Raw genomic sequence first — 16212 nt, 5'->3', positions numbered from 1 at the left:
TAACTGTGTCCAACTTATCATAACCAGTGCTTTAACAAGGAATAAGGCCAGCACATAACCGGCCTTATTCTTTGTTGCTTATTGTAATCCGATAAATAAAAGGGAGATCTTACTCGGTAGGAACTGTAATTGTTCCATCAATGATTTGTTTTTTGTAATCTTCAACTTTAGCCAAGATCTCTTCAGAAACGTTAACTTTAGATGTATCAGAGATACCTACACCATTGTCTTTCAAACCAAGAACAGTTGTAGTACCACCTTTGAAAGTACCATCGATTACTTCTTTGGAAACCTTCTTCACAGCTTCGTCAACGCGTTTGATCATAGAAGTCAAAGTTACGTCCGTACCAAATTCAATGGATTGGTCTTTGTCTACACCGATAACCCATACTTTAGCACCGCCAGCTTTGTTACGGGATTTAGCTTCGTTAAATACGCCATTTCCTGTTGCACCAGCTGCAGGGAAGATAATGTCATTACCATCGTTATACAATGTAGCTGCAAGAGATTTACCAGTATCTGGCTTGTCATATGCACCTGCATAAGTAATTGTAACTTTAGCGTCAGGCTTAACTGCTAATACACCAGCTTTGAAGCCTACTTCAAAACGTTTGATTACTGGGCTTTCCATACCGCCGATAAAAGCTACTTTGTTAGTTTTTGTAGTCAAACCAGCAACCACACCAACCAAGAAGGAACCTTCGTTCTCAGAGAAAGTAACGGATGCTACGTTAGGAGCATCTACAACGCTATCGATAATTGCCAAGTTAGCATTTGCGTTCTCACCAGCAACCTTTTTAATTGCGTCGCCAAGATCAAAACCAATACCCCAAGTCAAGTTGTAGCCATCTTTAACAAATTGGTTAAGGTTTGGCTCATAGTCAGCGTTTGATTTACTTTGCAAATATTTAACGGAAGAACCTGTTTCTTTTTCAAGAGCTTGTAATGCTTCCCATGCGGATTGGTTAAACGATTTATCGTTTACGCCTCCGATGTCAGTAACCATACCAAATTTGAAATCAGATTTTGCGGCATTTGTTCCGCCATTTGTTCCTGCATTAGTCTCGCCATTTGCAGCATTCTTAGCGTTGTTGTTTCCGCAACCGGCCAATACTACTGTGAATGCCAGCAACATTACAAGAGATAGCTTGAAAACTTTTTTCATTGAATGTGATCCCCCTTAAAATATTGGATGTCATCTGTGTTCTACTTGGACATTCCATAGATCAAATTATAACTGCAATAAAATCTAAAATCCAGTCCATAAATGACCTCAGGTCAATAAATATTTGTACTTTTTCGTAAGTAACCGCTTTCCATGACACGACATGTTATCATCATGTTTGAATGATGTTAGAAAACCTTATTTTACTTTGTATAGTATTCCAACACATTACAAATATTATTGCACACTTATGTGTTTTCTATTATTATGATTGCTTAGTATTTGCACTGAAAGGAAGTTATCAGATATGACCGATGAAAAAAATCCACAAACGATGCCAGCTTTTAAATATTGCCGTGAATCCCGTGTCTTCAAAACCGGACGCGTTTTCCCTAATGATGTTAATAATCACAAAACATTGTTTGGCGGTAAGCTTATGAGCGGCATTGATGAAGTAGCCTCCATCTCAGCTATGCGCCATTGCCGTGCCAATGTCGTTACAGCCTCTACAGACTCTGTTGACTTCTTGAGGCCCATCCGACCTACAGACTCCGTATGCTTCGAATCCTTCGTTTCTTGGACCGGACGTACAAGCATAGAGGTATTCGTAAAGATCATTTCAGAAAACTTATATACGGGTGAGCGCGCCGTCGCTGCCACTTCATTCCTCACCTTTGTTGCAGTTGGGGAGGATGGTACTCCCACTCCAGTTCCTGCCATAATCCCAGAAACCGATGAAGAGAAATTGATCAGCGAATCAGCTAATGAACGTTCTGAGCTACGTAAAGTAAGAAGAACCATCAGTAAAAAGCTCGCTGCCGAGCTCAATACTGTAAAGTACTGGGAATAACTCTGCATTAAGCAGAGTTTTTTTCTCGTTTTTTTTACGGCAGAGAAATCATTTCCTCATTCTATATACTTCATACCACACAAAAAAGCACCGCTGCATGGGCAACACGCAGGCGGTGCTTTTCGATTATATTACAACACTTACGCGTTGATTTTCTCTTTGGCAATACCAGCCAAGGAGTTGAATGCGTTAAGATCATTTACAGCCAGATCAGCCAGCATCTTACGGTTAACTTCTACACCAGCCAATTTCAGGCCGTATACAAGCTTGCTGTAAGAAAGACCGTTCAAACGAGCTGCTGCATTAATACGAACGATCCACAGTCTGCGGAAGTTACGTTTAGTTTGACGACGGTCGCGGTAAGCGTAAACCATCGATTTCATTACTTGTTCTTTAGCTGTTTTAAAAATGCGGTGTTTAGAACCGAAATAACCTTTTGCCAATTTCAATACTTTTTTATGTCTACGACGAACTACAAATCCGCCCTTAACTCTTGCCATATTAATAAACCTCCCAAAAATGTGTGATAAACTATTTCAAGTTAGCCAATCCTTGTTTCAAACGTCTTACATCCCCAGGGGCCATAACTGGATTACCGTTCAGAACGCGCTTAGCGCGTTTAGATTTGTGGGACAGCAAGTGGTTTTTGTGAGCTTTGTAACGTGTTACTTTACCAGTTCCGGTAATTTTGAAGCGGCCTTTCAGGCTGCTATGTGTTTTCATCTTAGGCATGGTGTTTCCTCCTTGAATATTATGCGGCGCCAAATTGCATGTAAGCAAGTGACTCCAGATTTATTGGGCTTTAGGAGCCAAGATCATAATCATGCTGCGACCTTCCAGCTTAGGCTGGCGCTCAACAACAGATATATCAGCCACTTCGTTCTTAACACGCTCGAGGATTTTCTGGCCGATATTCGCATGTGTAATCTCACGTCCGCGGAAACGAACGGAGCACTTTACTTTATCGCCTTCACCCAAGAACTTGATCACATTGCGGAACTTGGTTTGATAATCATGTTCCTCAATGTTAGCACGGAACCAGACTTCCTTGATATCAACGATCTTCTGGTTCTTACGGGCTTCCTTCTCTTTCTTCTGCGTTTCATAACGGAACTTGCCGTAATCCATGATGCGGCATACCGGCGGCTTAGCCTGTGGTGCTACATTGACTAAATCTAGATTAAGATCGATCGCCATTTGCAACGCTTCGCGGATCGGTTTAATTCCGATTTGTTCACCTTCCGCACCAACCAACCGTACCTCTTTGGCCCGAATTTCATCATTGATCATATGTTCCTTACTGATAACTCTCCACCTCCGGATCTTTTTAACAACTATACTGCCTTACTCCATAAAAAAGGGGTGCCGGTAACACCCGACACCCCGTGTTTGATCAACGTTCATGAACATTAACATTCATAAAGCATTGAGATCAAAACCAGCCGGCGAATATGCCAGTCAGGTGAGAAGCAGGTGCTTCTTCTTGCAATCCCTATGATTTGCGTACTTGAATACTATACACCACTCCAAACGGAGTGTCAATTCTTTTATTCAATATTCTTAAATATCTTATACCTGCTTGCTTTGCACTTCTTCAAGTCTTACGACACGCGTATGCTTGGTATGGCTCCATTGCTTGTTGTTCTGCGTGAAGAACGCATAGAACGTAATAGGATACCAAGAGATCAGGTAAATTGGGAAGAACACCAGATAAGCGTACACCTTCTTAAATTTAACCTTCTCCAAAGCCATCGCAATCCCAAAGGTCACCAGATTCAAACCGATCGCAAGGAAACCGAGCCAGACTGGCAAGCTGCCGTAAATATTAGCAATATTCGGTCCGTTAAAAAGGGCCATATCCACCCACATTACCGCCGTCATCAAGAAGGTGAGCAAAACAATGTACACATTTGCTCCGTAAAGCGCAAGGTCAAACTTCGTTAAGCTACGTTCTTTAATACTTTGCCAAAGTAATGGGAAAAAATAACGACGAGCTACAGTAAAGTGTCCTTGCATCCAGCGCAGACGCTGTCTTGAAGAGGCCTTGAAAGTTAGAGGCTTCTCATCAAATACCTTTGCGTCATAGTTGAACTTAGGATATACACCATGAGATGCACTGCGCATCGTAAACTCCAGATCCTCAACTAAGCTTGTAGCTCCCCAGCCCATCTCTTTAAGGAGATTGGTCTCGAAACACATTCCTGTTCCGCCAAGAAAGTTCGCCATATTCAAATTATGGCGTGAAAGTTGCCACAAACGGTTAATATACCAATACGACACACCATACGCTGCAGTAATCCAGGAATCTTCTGGATTCTTGGTGTCAATATAACCTTGAATAACACGCGCTCCTGAACAAAGATCATTATTCATCTCCATCAGGAATTCAGTATGTGCCAGATTATCGGCATCAAACATTACAACTGCGTCATATTGACGCTGCATGCCCCAAAGCTCCTTGAGCATCCATTCAATGGCATAACCTTTACCACGTAGATTCGGGTTAGTACGGACACAAGCGTTCATTCCGTGCTCTCTAACAATGCGAGCTGTGCCATCTGTACAATTGTCACAAATTACAAATACGTCAAACAGTTCTGAAGGATAGTTTAGCTGCTTCAGGTTCTCCATTAACGCGCCGACGACTTCTTCCTCGTTATGTGCAGCAACAAGTACTGCAAATGTTTTTTCTGGCTTATACTTTGTCTTTGTCTTTTTCTTGTGCAGACCAAATAACGAAAAGGTAAACTGATATACTGCGATTGCTGCCAAGATCACTTGGAGCGTAACAAACAGTGCGTCTGTCATGACCTTTTGATGCCCCCTTTTTTCACTCTCGGTGTTCTTTTTTTTCTCTCTAGCTTGCTTGACGTTCCTTCTGACCCTTTTGTTGCATCCCTTAACAATAGACCAAGAGTATTCTTATTCTAGGCAGACTTCACAATTTTTATATGTGTTGCTTAAAAGAATTGTATGGATTCCATTTATTTGGATCCTTATTTATCTCTTACCCTTTTAAACATGTTTAGTCCGCTTGAATCATTGTACGGCGTTAGCGGCTCTAAGTCAAAACTAGCAAATTTCTAGCAAAACTGAGCTTTTCCTTGAAATGGACTACCTTTAAAAAGTATGATTAAGACAGATCTAATGCTAAAGAACGGACTGCTCATAAGCACCTGTTATCGGTAGCCGACTGGCGGAGGGACAAGATATGAGACATTTATTCATGAAGCTACATCTCTGGGAGCGGCACCTTTTTAAGTGGATCAACGGACGAATGCATAATCGTTTTCTGAACTTTTGGCTCTTCTATCTCACTCATTTGGGTGGAGCTACAAGCACAATTGTTATCAACATACTGATATGGGCATTTGCTCCTCAGCCATGGAGAACCGCTAGCCTGCAAGCAATGACGGCTCTAGCTGTTAGCCATTTGCCCGTTGCTGTCGCTAAAAAACTGTATCCACGCATGCGGCCTTATCTGGCGTTACCGGATACGAACACATTTCGTAATCCATTAAAGGATCATTCCTTTCCTTCTGGTCATACTACAGCTATCTTTGCTTCAACGGTCCCATATATGGTAGCATTTCCTGCCTTGACCGTTATTCTGCTGCCGCTGGCCTGTATTGTCGGGTTTTCACGCATTTATCTGGGATTACATTATCCATCTGATGTCTTTGCAGGCTTAGTGATCGGAACCAGTGTTGCAGCGGGCACTATAGCCTTATGGATCTGAAGTATATATGGTTAAACCGGGAAAACCTTTGAGAATAGGTGAATCAAAATTGCAAAAAAAAAGAATTTTAATACTCTCAGAAGGCTTTGGAGCAGGACATACTCAAGCAGCTTATGCGCTGTCGAGCAGTCTGCGCCAACTGTCACCTAATTTACAAACGAAGGTGCTAGAACTTGGGAATTTCCTTAATCCCAAAATGGCACCCATTATTCTGTCTGCTTACCGTAAGACGGTAACGACTCAGCCAAAGCTGATGGGGTACGTCTACCGTCACCAGAAATCATTTAATCGTCTTACCACGCTTGCCCTGCATCGTATATTTTATACGCATACCAAAAATGTTGTAATGCAGTTGAAACCTGACGTTATTGTCTGCACACACTTCATTCCGGGTGCTGTAGTATCTCGTCTTAAGAGAGTGGATCCTACCCTAAAGATGCCTCTCGTAACTGTTATAACGGATTATGACGCACATGCCAGTTGGATCAGTCCAGAGGTAGACCGTTATCTGGTATCAACACCAGAGGTTAAATCCAAATTGCGTATGCGAAACATTCCTTCTGCAAAAATTCAGGTTACTGGGATACCCGTACACCCTAACTTTTGGCAGCATCCTGGAAAGCAGGAGATTCGACAGCAATTCAATCTCAAGGATATGCCAACGGTACTAGTCATGGGCGGCGGCTGGGGGATCATGAACGATCAGGTTGTAAATGCCTGTCTGGCGGAATGGCGAGAGAAGATTCAGATTGTTTTCTGTCTCGGCAAGAATGAAGAGCTGCTTCAGGAAATGAAAGAAGACTCACGTTATAATCATCCTAATATATCCTTGATAGGCTTTACGCGTGAGATTGACAAGCTGATGGAGGTGTCCGATCTGCTCGTCACGAAGCCGGGTGGAATGACCTGCAGTGAAGGGCTCGCTAAAGGAATACCGATGCTTTTCTATAACCCTCTGCCCGGGCAGGAGGAGGAGAATTGCCGCTATTTTACCGCAGCAGGTTTCGGAGAGCCGATAGAGTCTTTAGACGTAGTCGTAATGTGGATGGAACGTCTATTAAACAACTACGAGGATGTGCAGAATAAGCGAAAACTTCATCTTGAGGAAATCGCCCGTTACCACCCATTGCAATGTGCTCAGAGCATTATCGAATTATTGGAATAGTTAATTTAAAAGCGGCAGCCTCCAAACCACTTGGAGGCTGCCGCTTTATTATTGAAGCACATCTTTTGGAGTAGTGCTTTGTAACTACAACCGATATTTGTCCAAACGGGTAGCTTGATACTGCTTGAGCGCTTCCGCACCTACAATGGCCTCACAACGATGGATATTCACGCCACGTCCGACAAATTTCGTCTCGTATTCCGTCATAATATGATCCTCATTTATGATGCCGTCCGCATGTAGGTCTAACGAGATATTTTTCATCTGTAGACCAAAGTCCGCAAATGCATTTAATGAGAATTCAAATAGGCTTCGAGAATCTGTTTTCAAATGAATTTCACCTAAGTCGCTTAGCAGCCCCCGATATTTGTCAAGAAAACGCGGGTGTGTCAAACGACGACGAGCATGCTTACTCTTTGGCCATGGATCACTGAAGTTAAGATAAATTCGTTCCAGCTCTCCTGGAGAAAATACTTCCTCTGCATAATCAATATTGGCGAGTGCCAATTTCAGGTTGGGCGGCGTCTCATGACCTGCCGGCTCCCATACTGCTCTAGCCTTATCTCCAGCACGGCGGATCAGCTCATCATACATATCAACGCCGATAAAATTAATATCGGGATATTTGAAGCTCATTTGGCTAATAAACTGTCCCTTGCCCATTCCGAACTCCACATGGATCGGATGATCATTTCCGAATAGCTTGGACCACTCACCTTTATAACTCCGAGGGTCAAGAATGACTAGATCGGTCTGTTCTTCCAAACTTTCACGTATTCCTTTTCTTCCGCGTAAACGCATAGGTATTCCTCCGATTATCTCTTATACGATAACTGTCACTTGCAATATTGTGCCGAAATTGTCCCGAAAAGTAAAGGGATTGGGGTAAAAAAGAAAAAGGAATTCTCTGGCTCAGCTCTTAAATGAGCTATCCAGGGGAATTCCTTCGTTGTGTATATTTGGAATTAAGGCTCATTCTTGTCCGGTAGATTAGGATCTACTTTGTGTTTGAGCTTGTGGCAAATGTCTTTTTTTCGAATGCGCTGCGAATTTTACGCTGTGCATCTGTCTTGATCTTAGGGTTGCCGTTAAATTCCACACCTGTTAGTGCAAGGGCTTCATCTGGCGTTAAGTGGACTTCAATCGAATCTTTACCCTCAGCATATACCGTTTGAGAATTCATTGCTATCACCTCACGGTTATTATTATGGATCGGACGACACGAAATTATGAACTCCTGGCTGAATTTCTTTAAGCCACAGCAGCTTTTCACACTCTGAATATAACATACTATGTAAGCATTTTCAAGTTGAAAGCGCCTTACTTTCGGCCTATTTTCCATGCCAGTACCGGGAGTGAATGTTACGCCGAGCTCTGTTTTTTGATACAATGTATTGGATTATAAGAAACGGCTGTGTATTCTTTTATAAAGGATGCCATCCGTCTCAGAAAAATATAAGGATAAGGATACTTATCTATGTTTATATTTTCAGAAAGGGGCTCCTCGTGTCTAATCTTCAATACACTACTCCTCCGCAGCTTTGGGGAGATAAACGTTTTCATACCTGGAATTACGAAATGCGTGAACATTTGAATACCAAGGTATTCAAAGTTATGCTTGATGCAGGCTTTACCTGTCCCAACCGTGACGGCTCCATCGCTAAAGGTGGTTGTACTTTTTGCAGTGCCAGAGGTTCTGGTGATTTTGCGGGAAGTCGCCGAGATGATCTCGTCACCCAATTTATTAATATCCGTGACAAGCAGCATCTAAAATGGCCAAATGCTAAATACATCGGATATTTTCAGGCCTATACGAATACGTACGCTCCGGTCGAAGAGCTTAGAGAATATTTCGAAGTGATTTTACAGCAGCCAGGTGTCGTTGGACTATCTATTGCTACACGGCCTGACTGTTTGCCGGATGATGTTGTCGAATATTTGGCGGAGCTAAACGAGCGCACGTATCTGTGGGTAGAGATGGGTCTCCAAACTATACACGATTCCACTTCTGAGCTAATTAACCGGGCTCACGATAGCCAGTGTTATGTAGATGCTGTTGAGAAGTTGCGGCGTCACGGCATTCGTGTCTGCACCCATATCATTCACGGTCTCCCACAGGAGACGCATGAAATGATGCTCGAAACGGTATCTGCTGTGGCTCGCATGGATGTACAAGGAATTAAGATTCACCTTCTGCATCTCATGCGTAAAACACCAATGGTGAAGCAATACGAAGCTGGGTTGCTACGATTCATGGAACAGGACGAGTATGTGAAGCTCATTGCCGATTCACTCGAAATTTTGCCCCCTGAAATGATTGTACATCGCTTGACTGGAGACGCTCCTCGGGATCTCTTAATCGGACCGATGTGGAGCCTCAAGAAATGGGAAGTGCTAAATGCCATTGACGATGAGCTAGTTGCTCGTGATACTTGGCAGGGTAAGTATTGGAGGAAGAGCTAATGGGCTTTATGTCCGTTTTAAGCTTTGCTCATAAATTAATCTCTGAGCGGTTAACTTTAGGTGATCGTGCGATTGATGCCACTGTAGGTACTGGTGCTGATACGCTTTTTCTAGCCAAAACAACCGGAGCTCGCGGTGAAGTCTACGGCTTTGACATTCAAGCTGCAGCGCTGAACCTGGCTGAAGAGCGCCTGCGGCTTGCAAAAGAGGAAGCTCCCTCGCTCGCCACCGTCACCTTACTGGAACGTAGTCACGCCGAAATGGCTGAAGCTGTTCCAGCGAACTGGCATGGCACCGTTGGAGCTGTAATGTTCAATCTAGGCTACTTGCCTTCAGGAGATGCCGACAAGAACATCATTACTCAGCCGGACAGCTCCATTGCAGCCTTGGAAGCTTCTCTCCAGTTACTGCGTCCAGGTGGGATCATTACAGCAGTTCTTTATCCCGGCCATGCAGGCGGAGATAAAGAAGCCGCTGCCGTTGAATCTTGGGCAGCAGCTGTTTCCCAAAAGGTAGCACAAAGCATTGTTTATCGTCAGCTGCAGCGCACGGATTCACCTTATATGATTGCGCTCGAAAAGAAAAAAGGAAACCCCTCTTAAACTGTAAGCATCAAACTATTTTATATTTGGGAAGGAAGATGTAGCAATGACTCAACCATATCCTTTGAAATTTCAACCGGAGTTTAAAGAACGTGTCTGGGGAGGCCGCGCGCTGGAGAAATTCGGCCTAGATCTACCTGAAGGACATATTGGCGAAGGCTGGATGATCGCCGATCACGCGAATGGAACGTCATCGGTGGTAAACGGAGAGTTAGCCGGTCAAGGCTTAGATCAAATTCGTGAGCAGTTCGGCCATGAATGGTTCGGAAGCAAAGGGATTTCAGAAACGGGTGGAAGATTTCCTCTACTAATCAAATTGCTGGATTGCAACGACAATCTTTCCGTTCAAGTCCACCCTACAGATGATTATGAGGGATTGCCAAAAGGTGAACTGGGCAAAACAGAGATGTGGTACGTGTTAGACGCTAAGCCAGGTGCCAAAATCATCTATGGTCTTAAAGAAGGTGTGGATCGTGAAACATTGCGCGAAGCACTGGAGAAAGGCACTGTTATGGATAGCCTTCAAGAAGTATCTGTCTCTGCAGGAGACTCCTTCTATATTCCCGCCGGAACCGTTCATGCGCTATGTGCTGGTGTCGTTGTAGCAGAGATCCAGCAAAATTCCGACACTACATACCGCATTTATGACTATGACCGTCCAGGCCTGGACGGAAAACCACGTGAGCTTCATATTGAAGATTCACTTAATGTTACAGCTTATGAAGGCGCCGGGGCTACTTCGATGAAGACAGATAACGCAGTTCCTGGAGAGTGGCTGCAACTTGCCGCTTCGCCATATTTTATCGTAGAAAAAGGAATCGTAAATGGTTCATGGGACCTCACCACTACAGAAGACAGCTTCACTATTCTAGTCATCTGTGAAGGCAGCGGACATCTTACTTGGGATGGCGGCTCCCAACCTTATGCTGCAGGAGAATGCTATCTGATTCCTTCCAGTCTCGGCCGTTACGCTATCGAAGGTCATTCTACTGTGCTTCGCTCTTATTTACCATAAGTCGAGAACCTTTAGGAGGAATGGACCATGAAGGAAAATAGCTTTACCCTAACGGATCCCATAGGTGTAAATATCCATGTCTATGAATGGTTACCTGAATCCGATGTGCCAGTTAGAGGAATCGTGCAAATTTCTCACGGTATGTGTGAAACAGCTGTCCGCTATGCTCGTTTTGCGGAAGCATTAACCGGAGTAGGTTATGCAGTATATGTCAATGACCACCGGGGACATGGTAAAACCGCTGGTCAAGTCGATCTGCTTGGCGATGTTGGGGAGGACGGATTCTATTGGATGCGGCGCAATCTGCTCCAGGTAGCAGCCAAAGCACTCTCCAAACATGAAGGTAAGCCCATCTTTCTATTCGCTCATAGTATGGGTTCCTTTCTGGCTCAAAAGCTGATGTGTGAAGAGGGTAACGAAATCTATGAAGGATTTATCCTAAGCGGTACAAATGGTCCTCGCGGTATGCTGCGCCTTGGAGAATCTCTGGCTAGTGCACAGCTCAAGTTAAAGGGTGAACATCACCGAAGTGTACTACTGAACAGCTTAGTATTCGGCAGTTACAACCGTGCTTTTTCTCCTGTAAGAACTGCATATGACTGGCTGAGCAGCGATGAAGCGGAAGTTGATAAGTACATTGCCGATCCATTCTGCGGAGCCATTTGTACAACACGCTTTTTCCGTGGTTTTTTCCACCTCCTAAGGGAGATCCATTCCGAGGAATCACTTAGGACATTATGTACAAATAAGCCCATTTATATATTTGGTGGGGATAAGGATCCTGTAGGGATGAGCGGCCAAGGCATTCCTCGTCTTGCGGAGCTGTACAAGAAACGAGGGATATCGGACGTAGAGTATCGGCTCTATCCAGGTGGCAGACATGAAATGCTTAATGAGGTGAACCGGGATCAAGTTACAGCCGATGTGCTTAACTGGTTAGAACAGCATCTCCCTTCTGAGGTTACGACTACAGCTTAAAGAAAACCGTAGGTTTTTTGGATTATTTGAGACAGAGCAGCGATCCTCCCGTTATTAGGGGATCGCTGCTCTTCGTTTTGGGTTGTGAGCAGCTTACATTACTCCTAGCTCCTTTCTTCCCCTCCGCTCCCGGACTCATCTGGCGCTTTTGGCAGCCATTACTATCCCACTTCGTTTTCGGTCTTAGAAGACTTTTATGGCCAATCATCACTTCCCTCCACCACTTGCGAATTCTGAAGACGCTTGCGCATGTAACAAAAAAAGACCGCCCCCAAAGGAACGGTCTTTCCTCCCAACACAATCGCCCTATTACAAAGGCAGCGTATAATACTGAGCGCGTTGGCTCTCGTTCTGCTGATACATTACGATTAGCAGCGTACGACCTTCTCGAACGGAAGGTGATTCAGCTACGGCTACAGCAGAGCTTGTGGTTTGGACAGACTCTACTAAACTACTCTCTGTAACTCCCTGTATTAATGACTCAGGAGAAGGTACAGTCCCGTCGCTAGCATCGCCTGCTTCCTCTTCCTCTGAACCCCCATCCGCCCGTAGACCGCTGATGGATTCCAGCACCGCTTCAAGCGAGAACGGTAGCACTTCAAGCACCGTATATTTTTGCAGCTCTCTTTCACTGAGTCCGGCTTCTGCCAATTGCGCAGAGATTTGACCCGGATTAGCAGCGATATCCCTCAAGTAACTCGACCAATCCGACTTATCCAGTACGAAATCCCACCAGATTTTGCGAGGCTTATACTTGTGTCCTAGGAAATAATCAAGCTTCATTAGCCCAGTAATAATATCCATAGATGGAGTCCCACGATCTATCAAGAAGGACTGCAAACGGGTAAAGAGATCTTCTAGCTGATGCCCAATCTTTTGCCAGCCTCTCTCCTCCCAGTAGTCACCGAACTCCTGAAAGAAATCAAATGGTGAATCAAACACGTGACGGATCAAGTATTTGGCCGTATGGTCCATCCGGTGGCTGTTCCAGTATTTCTCCAACACATCCTCAAGCCGCTTCAAACGAATAATATCCGAGAAGGTCATCATATGACTGCTAAGAATTTCGTAAGGGGCATGTTCCATATACGTATACTCATATTTTGCCGCCTGTGCACGCAGACCCGTCCCGCGAAGCATTTTGAGGAATCCAAGCTGCAGCTCTTCTGGCTCCATAACGAATACATCGTTAAAGGTTTTACGGAAGGTGGTGTAATCCTCCATTGGAAGCCCTGCGATTAAATCCAGATGCTGATCGATATTACGACTTTCCTTAATCTTCATTACCGTACGAGAGAGCTTCTTGAAATTCTGGCGGCGTTTAACAAGCTCGTTCGTCTCATCATTTGTAGACTGTACACCAATCTCAAATCTAAAGATGCCCGGAGGCGCATTATTCGACAGGAAATCCAGAACTTCTGGCCGCATGATATCTGCTGTGATTTCAAACTGGAACACACAGCCTTGATGATTATCGATCAGGAATTGAAACATTTCCATCGCATAGTTGCGGTTGATATTGAAGGTGCGGTCCAAGAATTTAATGATTTTGGCGCCATTTTCAATTAAGTAGAGTAAATCAGACTTCACTCGTTCAATATCATAATAACGTACGCCTACCTCAATACTGGATAAACAAAATTGACAGTTAAACGGGCACCCACGGCTTGTCTCAAAATAAACAATACGTTTGCTCAGATCTGGAATATCCTCTGGAAAACGATGCGGTGTAGGCAGCGTATTTAGATCGCTTTTGGGACGAGGTGGATTTACAATGATCTCCTCTCCCTTACGATAAGCAGCTCCGTACACAAAATGAAATTTCCGGTCGTCTCTCAGCTCCTGCAGCAGATGATGGAACGTCTCTTCTCCATCTCCGTTTACGATGAAATCAATGCCAGCTTCTCTCTTCATCCAATGCAGCGGCTCATAAGAGACTTCCGGTCCTCCGAGAACAATCGTAACCTCAGGCATCACTTGCTTAAGAATTCCGATCAGCTTGAGCGTCTCTTCGATATTCCAGATATAACAGGAGAAGCCAATCACATCTGGCCGTTTCTGAAACAAGTCGGACACGATATTCATCACGGGATCTTTAATGGTGTACTCCACCAAATGAATATCTTTAAATTCATGCTCACTGTAGGCTTTAAGCAAACGGATCGCCAGTGAGGTATGGATATATTTTGCGTTTAGCGTGGTCAGAACGATTTTCAATGCTACACGACCTTTTCTACATTTCATTTTGAAAAAACTCTAGGAATGCCTTACCATACTTTCGGTATTTCACTTCCCCGACACCCTTTACCCTCAGCATTTCCGCTTCGGTCTGCGGGCAAACCACACTCATCTCACGCAGCGTGGCATCATTAAAAATAATATATGAGGGCACATGCTCACGTCCCGCCAACTCTCGCCGGATCAGACGCAGCTGCTCAAAGACAGTCTCATTGACTGCCGAAGGTGACAGGTCATGCCCGCGACTACGAGCTCGCGTACCAGATGCCGCACCTGCTCGTGATGGCCGCGCTACTCGCTGCATGACCTCACGCTGTCCGCGCAGTACCTCAGCAGCCAAAGGCTGGAGCCGCACTACGGGGTATTGTCCTTCAGACAAAGCAAGATATCCCTCAGAGATGAGTACATTGATGCTCTCTGAGATTTCCTTCTCTGTCCGGCTCGACATCGCCCCATGCGTTGGCAGCTTGTCAAAACCATATTGCATCACTTTCTGATTGCGAGAGCCTTTCAGCACAGAAGCCACTAATGCTACTCCATAACGTTCCCGCATACGGTGGATGCAAGAGAATATCTTTTGCGCATCTACGGTCATATCTATAAGCTCTCGTTCATCTGTACATGAGCTGCAAATGCCGCATAACTTGTCCTCATGCTCCTCTCCGAAATAATCCAGCTGGGCACTGCGCAAGCAGCGGGTAGTATAACAATAATCAATCATTTGCTGAAGCTTGCGATATTCGTTAGCTTTACGGTCCGTGTCCTGCGGATTCTGCTCGATCAGGAACTTTTGGGTCATAATATCCTGCGCGCTAAAAAGCAAAATACATTCACTCGGCTCCCCGTCACGACCAGCACGGCCTGCTTCCTGAACATAAGCTTCCATATTTTTTGGCATATTGTAATGTATTACGTACCGGACATTGGATTTATCAATCCCCATCCCAAAAGCGTTGGTGGCCACCATGACCCGAATATCGTCATAAAGGAAGCCTTCCTGGCTATCTGCCCGCTCCTGATCATTCATACCTGCGTGATAACGGCCTGCCGCTATTCCTGAAGCCTGCAGCCTTTGATATAGATCATCCACTTCTTTGCGTGTAGCCGCATATACAATACCCGGCTGATGAGAATGCGTTGCGGTGTAATCCATGACGAACTCCCGCTTATTCTCTCCACGTAGCACAGACATCGCTAAATTATCTCTTCCGAGTCCAGTCATGAAAATACCCGGCTCGCGCAGACGCAGCAGCCGAACCATATCCTCCATAACCTCTGGTGTTGCCGTCGCTGTAAATGCAGCCAAGATTGGCCGTTCTGGCAGCTCGTTCACAAAAGGCGATACCGACAAATAGCTTGTACGGAAATCATGTCCCCACTGAGATACACAGTGCGCCTCATCCACAGCCACACAGGAAATCGCCAGCTCAGCCATCTCCAGACGGAACCAGTCCAGCTCTAGCCTTTCGGGCGCAACATAAAGCAGCTTCAAATCGCCGCGACGGGCAGCCCGAATCCGCTCATTTACTTCTTTCCCGCTTAACGTGCTATTAATAAAGGCTGCCGGAATACCTGCCGTGGTTAACGCATCGACCTGATCCTTCATCAGAGAGATCAATGGTGAGATCACCAGTGTCAGCCCAGGAAGCAGCAGTGCGGGAACTTGATAGCAAATCGATTTCCCACCTCCCGTAGGAAGAATACCGAGTGTGTCGCGACCTTCCAGCAAGTTCTGAACAATCTTCTTCTGACCATCCCGAAAATCCGGATAACCGTAATATTTTTGCAGCTCAGCCTGCGCCTGTTCAATAGTAGGTGCTTGCATCATCATATCTCTCATAACCCCTTAAGCGTTTCTATCTTTAGTTTAGCGGTCAAAAGTGTATTGAGCAACACTCCTTAACTATGGTCACCATGTTCTTCCTTTGAAATATTTACATAAAAGGCCTTCTTTTAAGCCAAGCTTTAAGAAGAGAGATTTCATAGAAGGGTGGAGC

At 44.8% G+C, this 16212-nt stretch carries 16 protein-coding genes and 1 other annotated feature; of the genes, 7 read left to right on the top strand and 9 right to left on the bottom strand.

Translation table 11 applies throughout. The annotated features are described in order from the left end of the window. Window positions 1–109 precede the first annotated feature (109 nt). Complete coding sequence (locus NSS87_RS06880; RefSeq protein WP_042185713.1) at window positions 110–1165, bottom strand: BMP family ABC transporter substrate-binding protein; 1056 nt, start codon at window positions 1163–1165, stop codon at window positions 110–112. A gap of 307 nt (window positions 1166–1472) precedes the next feature. Here NSS87_RS06880 and NSS87_RS06875 point away from each other — a divergent pair, with 307 nt between their 5' ends. Further along, window positions 1473–2015: an acyl-CoA thioesterase gene (locus NSS87_RS06875; RefSeq protein WP_042185711.1), complete on the top strand. Its 543-nt coding sequence runs from the start codon at window positions 1473–1475 to the stop codon at window positions 2013–2015. Between the two features lie 140 nt (window positions 2016–2155). Here the strand turns inward: NSS87_RS06875 and rplT are convergent, their stop codons facing one another. From rplT to NSS87_RS06855, 4 genes are all read right to left on the bottom strand, one after another. Continuing rightward, window positions 2156–2515 carry a 50S ribosomal protein L20 gene (rplT, locus tag NSS87_RS06870; RefSeq protein WP_042125073.1) on the bottom strand — a complete coding sequence of 120 codons (360 nt, stop codon included), beginning with the start codon at window positions 2513–2515 and terminating at the stop codon, window positions 2156–2158. A gap of 31 nt (window positions 2516–2546) precedes the next feature. Continuing rightward, the gene (gene rpmI, locus NSS87_RS06865) at window positions 2547–2747 is read right to left on the bottom strand and encodes a 50S ribosomal protein L35 (protein ID WP_036679507.1); all 201 of its coding nucleotides are present in this window, start codon (window positions 2745–2747) and stop codon (window positions 2547–2549) included. 60 nt (window positions 2748–2807) lie between these two features. Beyond that, window positions 2808–3305, bottom strand: a complete 498-nt coding sequence (gene infC / locus NSS87_RS06860; protein ID WP_042125071.1) for a translation initiation factor IF-3 — start codon at window positions 3303–3305, stop codon at window positions 2808–2810. 56 nt (window positions 3306–3361) lie between these two features. Further along, window positions 3362–3506 (bottom strand) — a sequence feature (ribosomal protein L20 leader region). 78 nt (window positions 3507–3584) lie between these two features. After that, complete coding sequence (locus tag NSS87_RS06855) at window positions 3585–4823, bottom strand: glycosyltransferase family 2 protein (protein WP_042185708.1); 1239 nt, start codon at window positions 4821–4823, stop codon at window positions 3585–3587. 403 nt (window positions 4824–5226) lie between these two features. Between NSS87_RS06855 and NSS87_RS06850 the strand changes: the two genes are divergently transcribed. Together NSS87_RS06850 and NSS87_RS06845 are read left to right on the top strand one after the other, a co-directional pair. Then, the gene (locus tag NSS87_RS06850; RefSeq protein WP_042185706.1) at window positions 5227–5754 is read left to right on the top strand and encodes a phosphatase PAP2 family protein; all 528 of its coding nucleotides are present in this window, start codon (window positions 5227–5229) and stop codon (window positions 5752–5754) included. A gap of 49 nt (window positions 5755–5803) precedes the next feature. Then, on the top strand, window positions 5804–6919 hold the full coding sequence (locus NSS87_RS06845) for a glycosyltransferase (protein ID WP_081382712.1): 1116 nt from the start codon (window positions 5804–5806) through the stop codon (window positions 6917–6919). A gap of 84 nt (window positions 6920–7003) precedes the next feature. Here NSS87_RS06845 and trmB read toward each other — a convergent pair whose 3' ends face one another. Continuing rightward, complete coding sequence (gene trmB / locus NSS87_RS06840; RefSeq protein ID WP_339245772.1) at window positions 7004–7720, bottom strand: tRNA (guanosine(46)-N7)-methyltransferase TrmB; 717 nt, start codon at window positions 7718–7720, stop codon at window positions 7004–7006. Between the two features lie 196 nt (window positions 7721–7916). Continuing rightward, complete coding sequence (locus NSS87_RS06835) at window positions 7917–8102, bottom strand: hypothetical protein (RefSeq protein WP_042125061.1); 186 nt, start codon at window positions 8100–8102, stop codon at window positions 7917–7919. A 323-nt stretch (window positions 8103–8425) separates the two neighbouring features. On the opposite strand from NSS87_RS06835, the gene NSS87_RS06830 reads away from it, so the two are divergent. From NSS87_RS06830 to NSS87_RS06815, 4 genes are read left to right on the top strand one after another with little or no spacing between them, the layout of a single operon-like run. Continuing rightward, window positions 8426–9382, top strand: a complete 957-nt coding sequence (locus tag NSS87_RS06830; protein WP_339245770.1) for a TIGR01212 family radical SAM protein — start codon at window positions 8426–8428, stop codon at window positions 9380–9382. Next, window positions 9382–9984, top strand: a complete 603-nt coding sequence (locus NSS87_RS06825; protein ID WP_042185699.1) for a class I SAM-dependent methyltransferase — start codon at window positions 9382–9384, stop codon at window positions 9982–9984. The genes NSS87_RS06830 and NSS87_RS06825 overlap by 1 nt, the downstream gene beginning before the upstream one ends. Before the next feature lie 46 nt (window positions 9985–10030). Then, window positions 10031–10999: a type I phosphomannose isomerase catalytic subunit gene (locus tag NSS87_RS06820; protein WP_339245767.1), complete on the top strand. Its 969-nt coding sequence runs from the start codon at window positions 10031–10033 to the stop codon at window positions 10997–10999. 27 nt (window positions 11000–11026) lie between these two features. Next, window positions 11027–11977, top strand: a complete 951-nt coding sequence (locus tag NSS87_RS06815) for an alpha/beta hydrolase (RefSeq protein ID WP_339245765.1) — start codon at window positions 11027–11029, stop codon at window positions 11975–11977. A 309-nt stretch (window positions 11978–12286) separates the two neighbouring features. Here NSS87_RS06815 and NSS87_RS06810 read toward each other — a convergent pair whose 3' ends face one another. Both NSS87_RS06810 and recQ read right to left on the bottom strand, forming a co-directional pair. After that, window positions 12287–14194: a B12-binding domain-containing radical SAM protein gene (locus NSS87_RS06810; protein WP_339248445.1), complete on the bottom strand. Its 1908-nt coding sequence runs from the start codon at window positions 14192–14194 to the stop codon at window positions 12287–12289. 16 nt (window positions 14195–14210) lie between these two features. Next, window positions 14211–16046 (bottom strand): DNA helicase RecQ, encoded by a 1836-nt coding sequence (gene recQ / locus NSS87_RS06805; RefSeq protein WP_339245762.1) that lies wholly within the window; start codon window positions 16044–16046, stop codon window positions 14211–14213. Window positions 16047–16212 lie beyond the last annotated feature (166 nt).

The organism is Paenibacillus sp. FSL F4-0243, assembly GCF_037963295.1.
Lineage (GTDB): Bacteria > Bacillota > Bacilli > Paenibacillales > Paenibacillaceae > Paenibacillus_AQ.
Note: the sequence above shows the minus strand (reverse complement) of the source record. Positions and strands in the feature narration are given on the sequence as shown.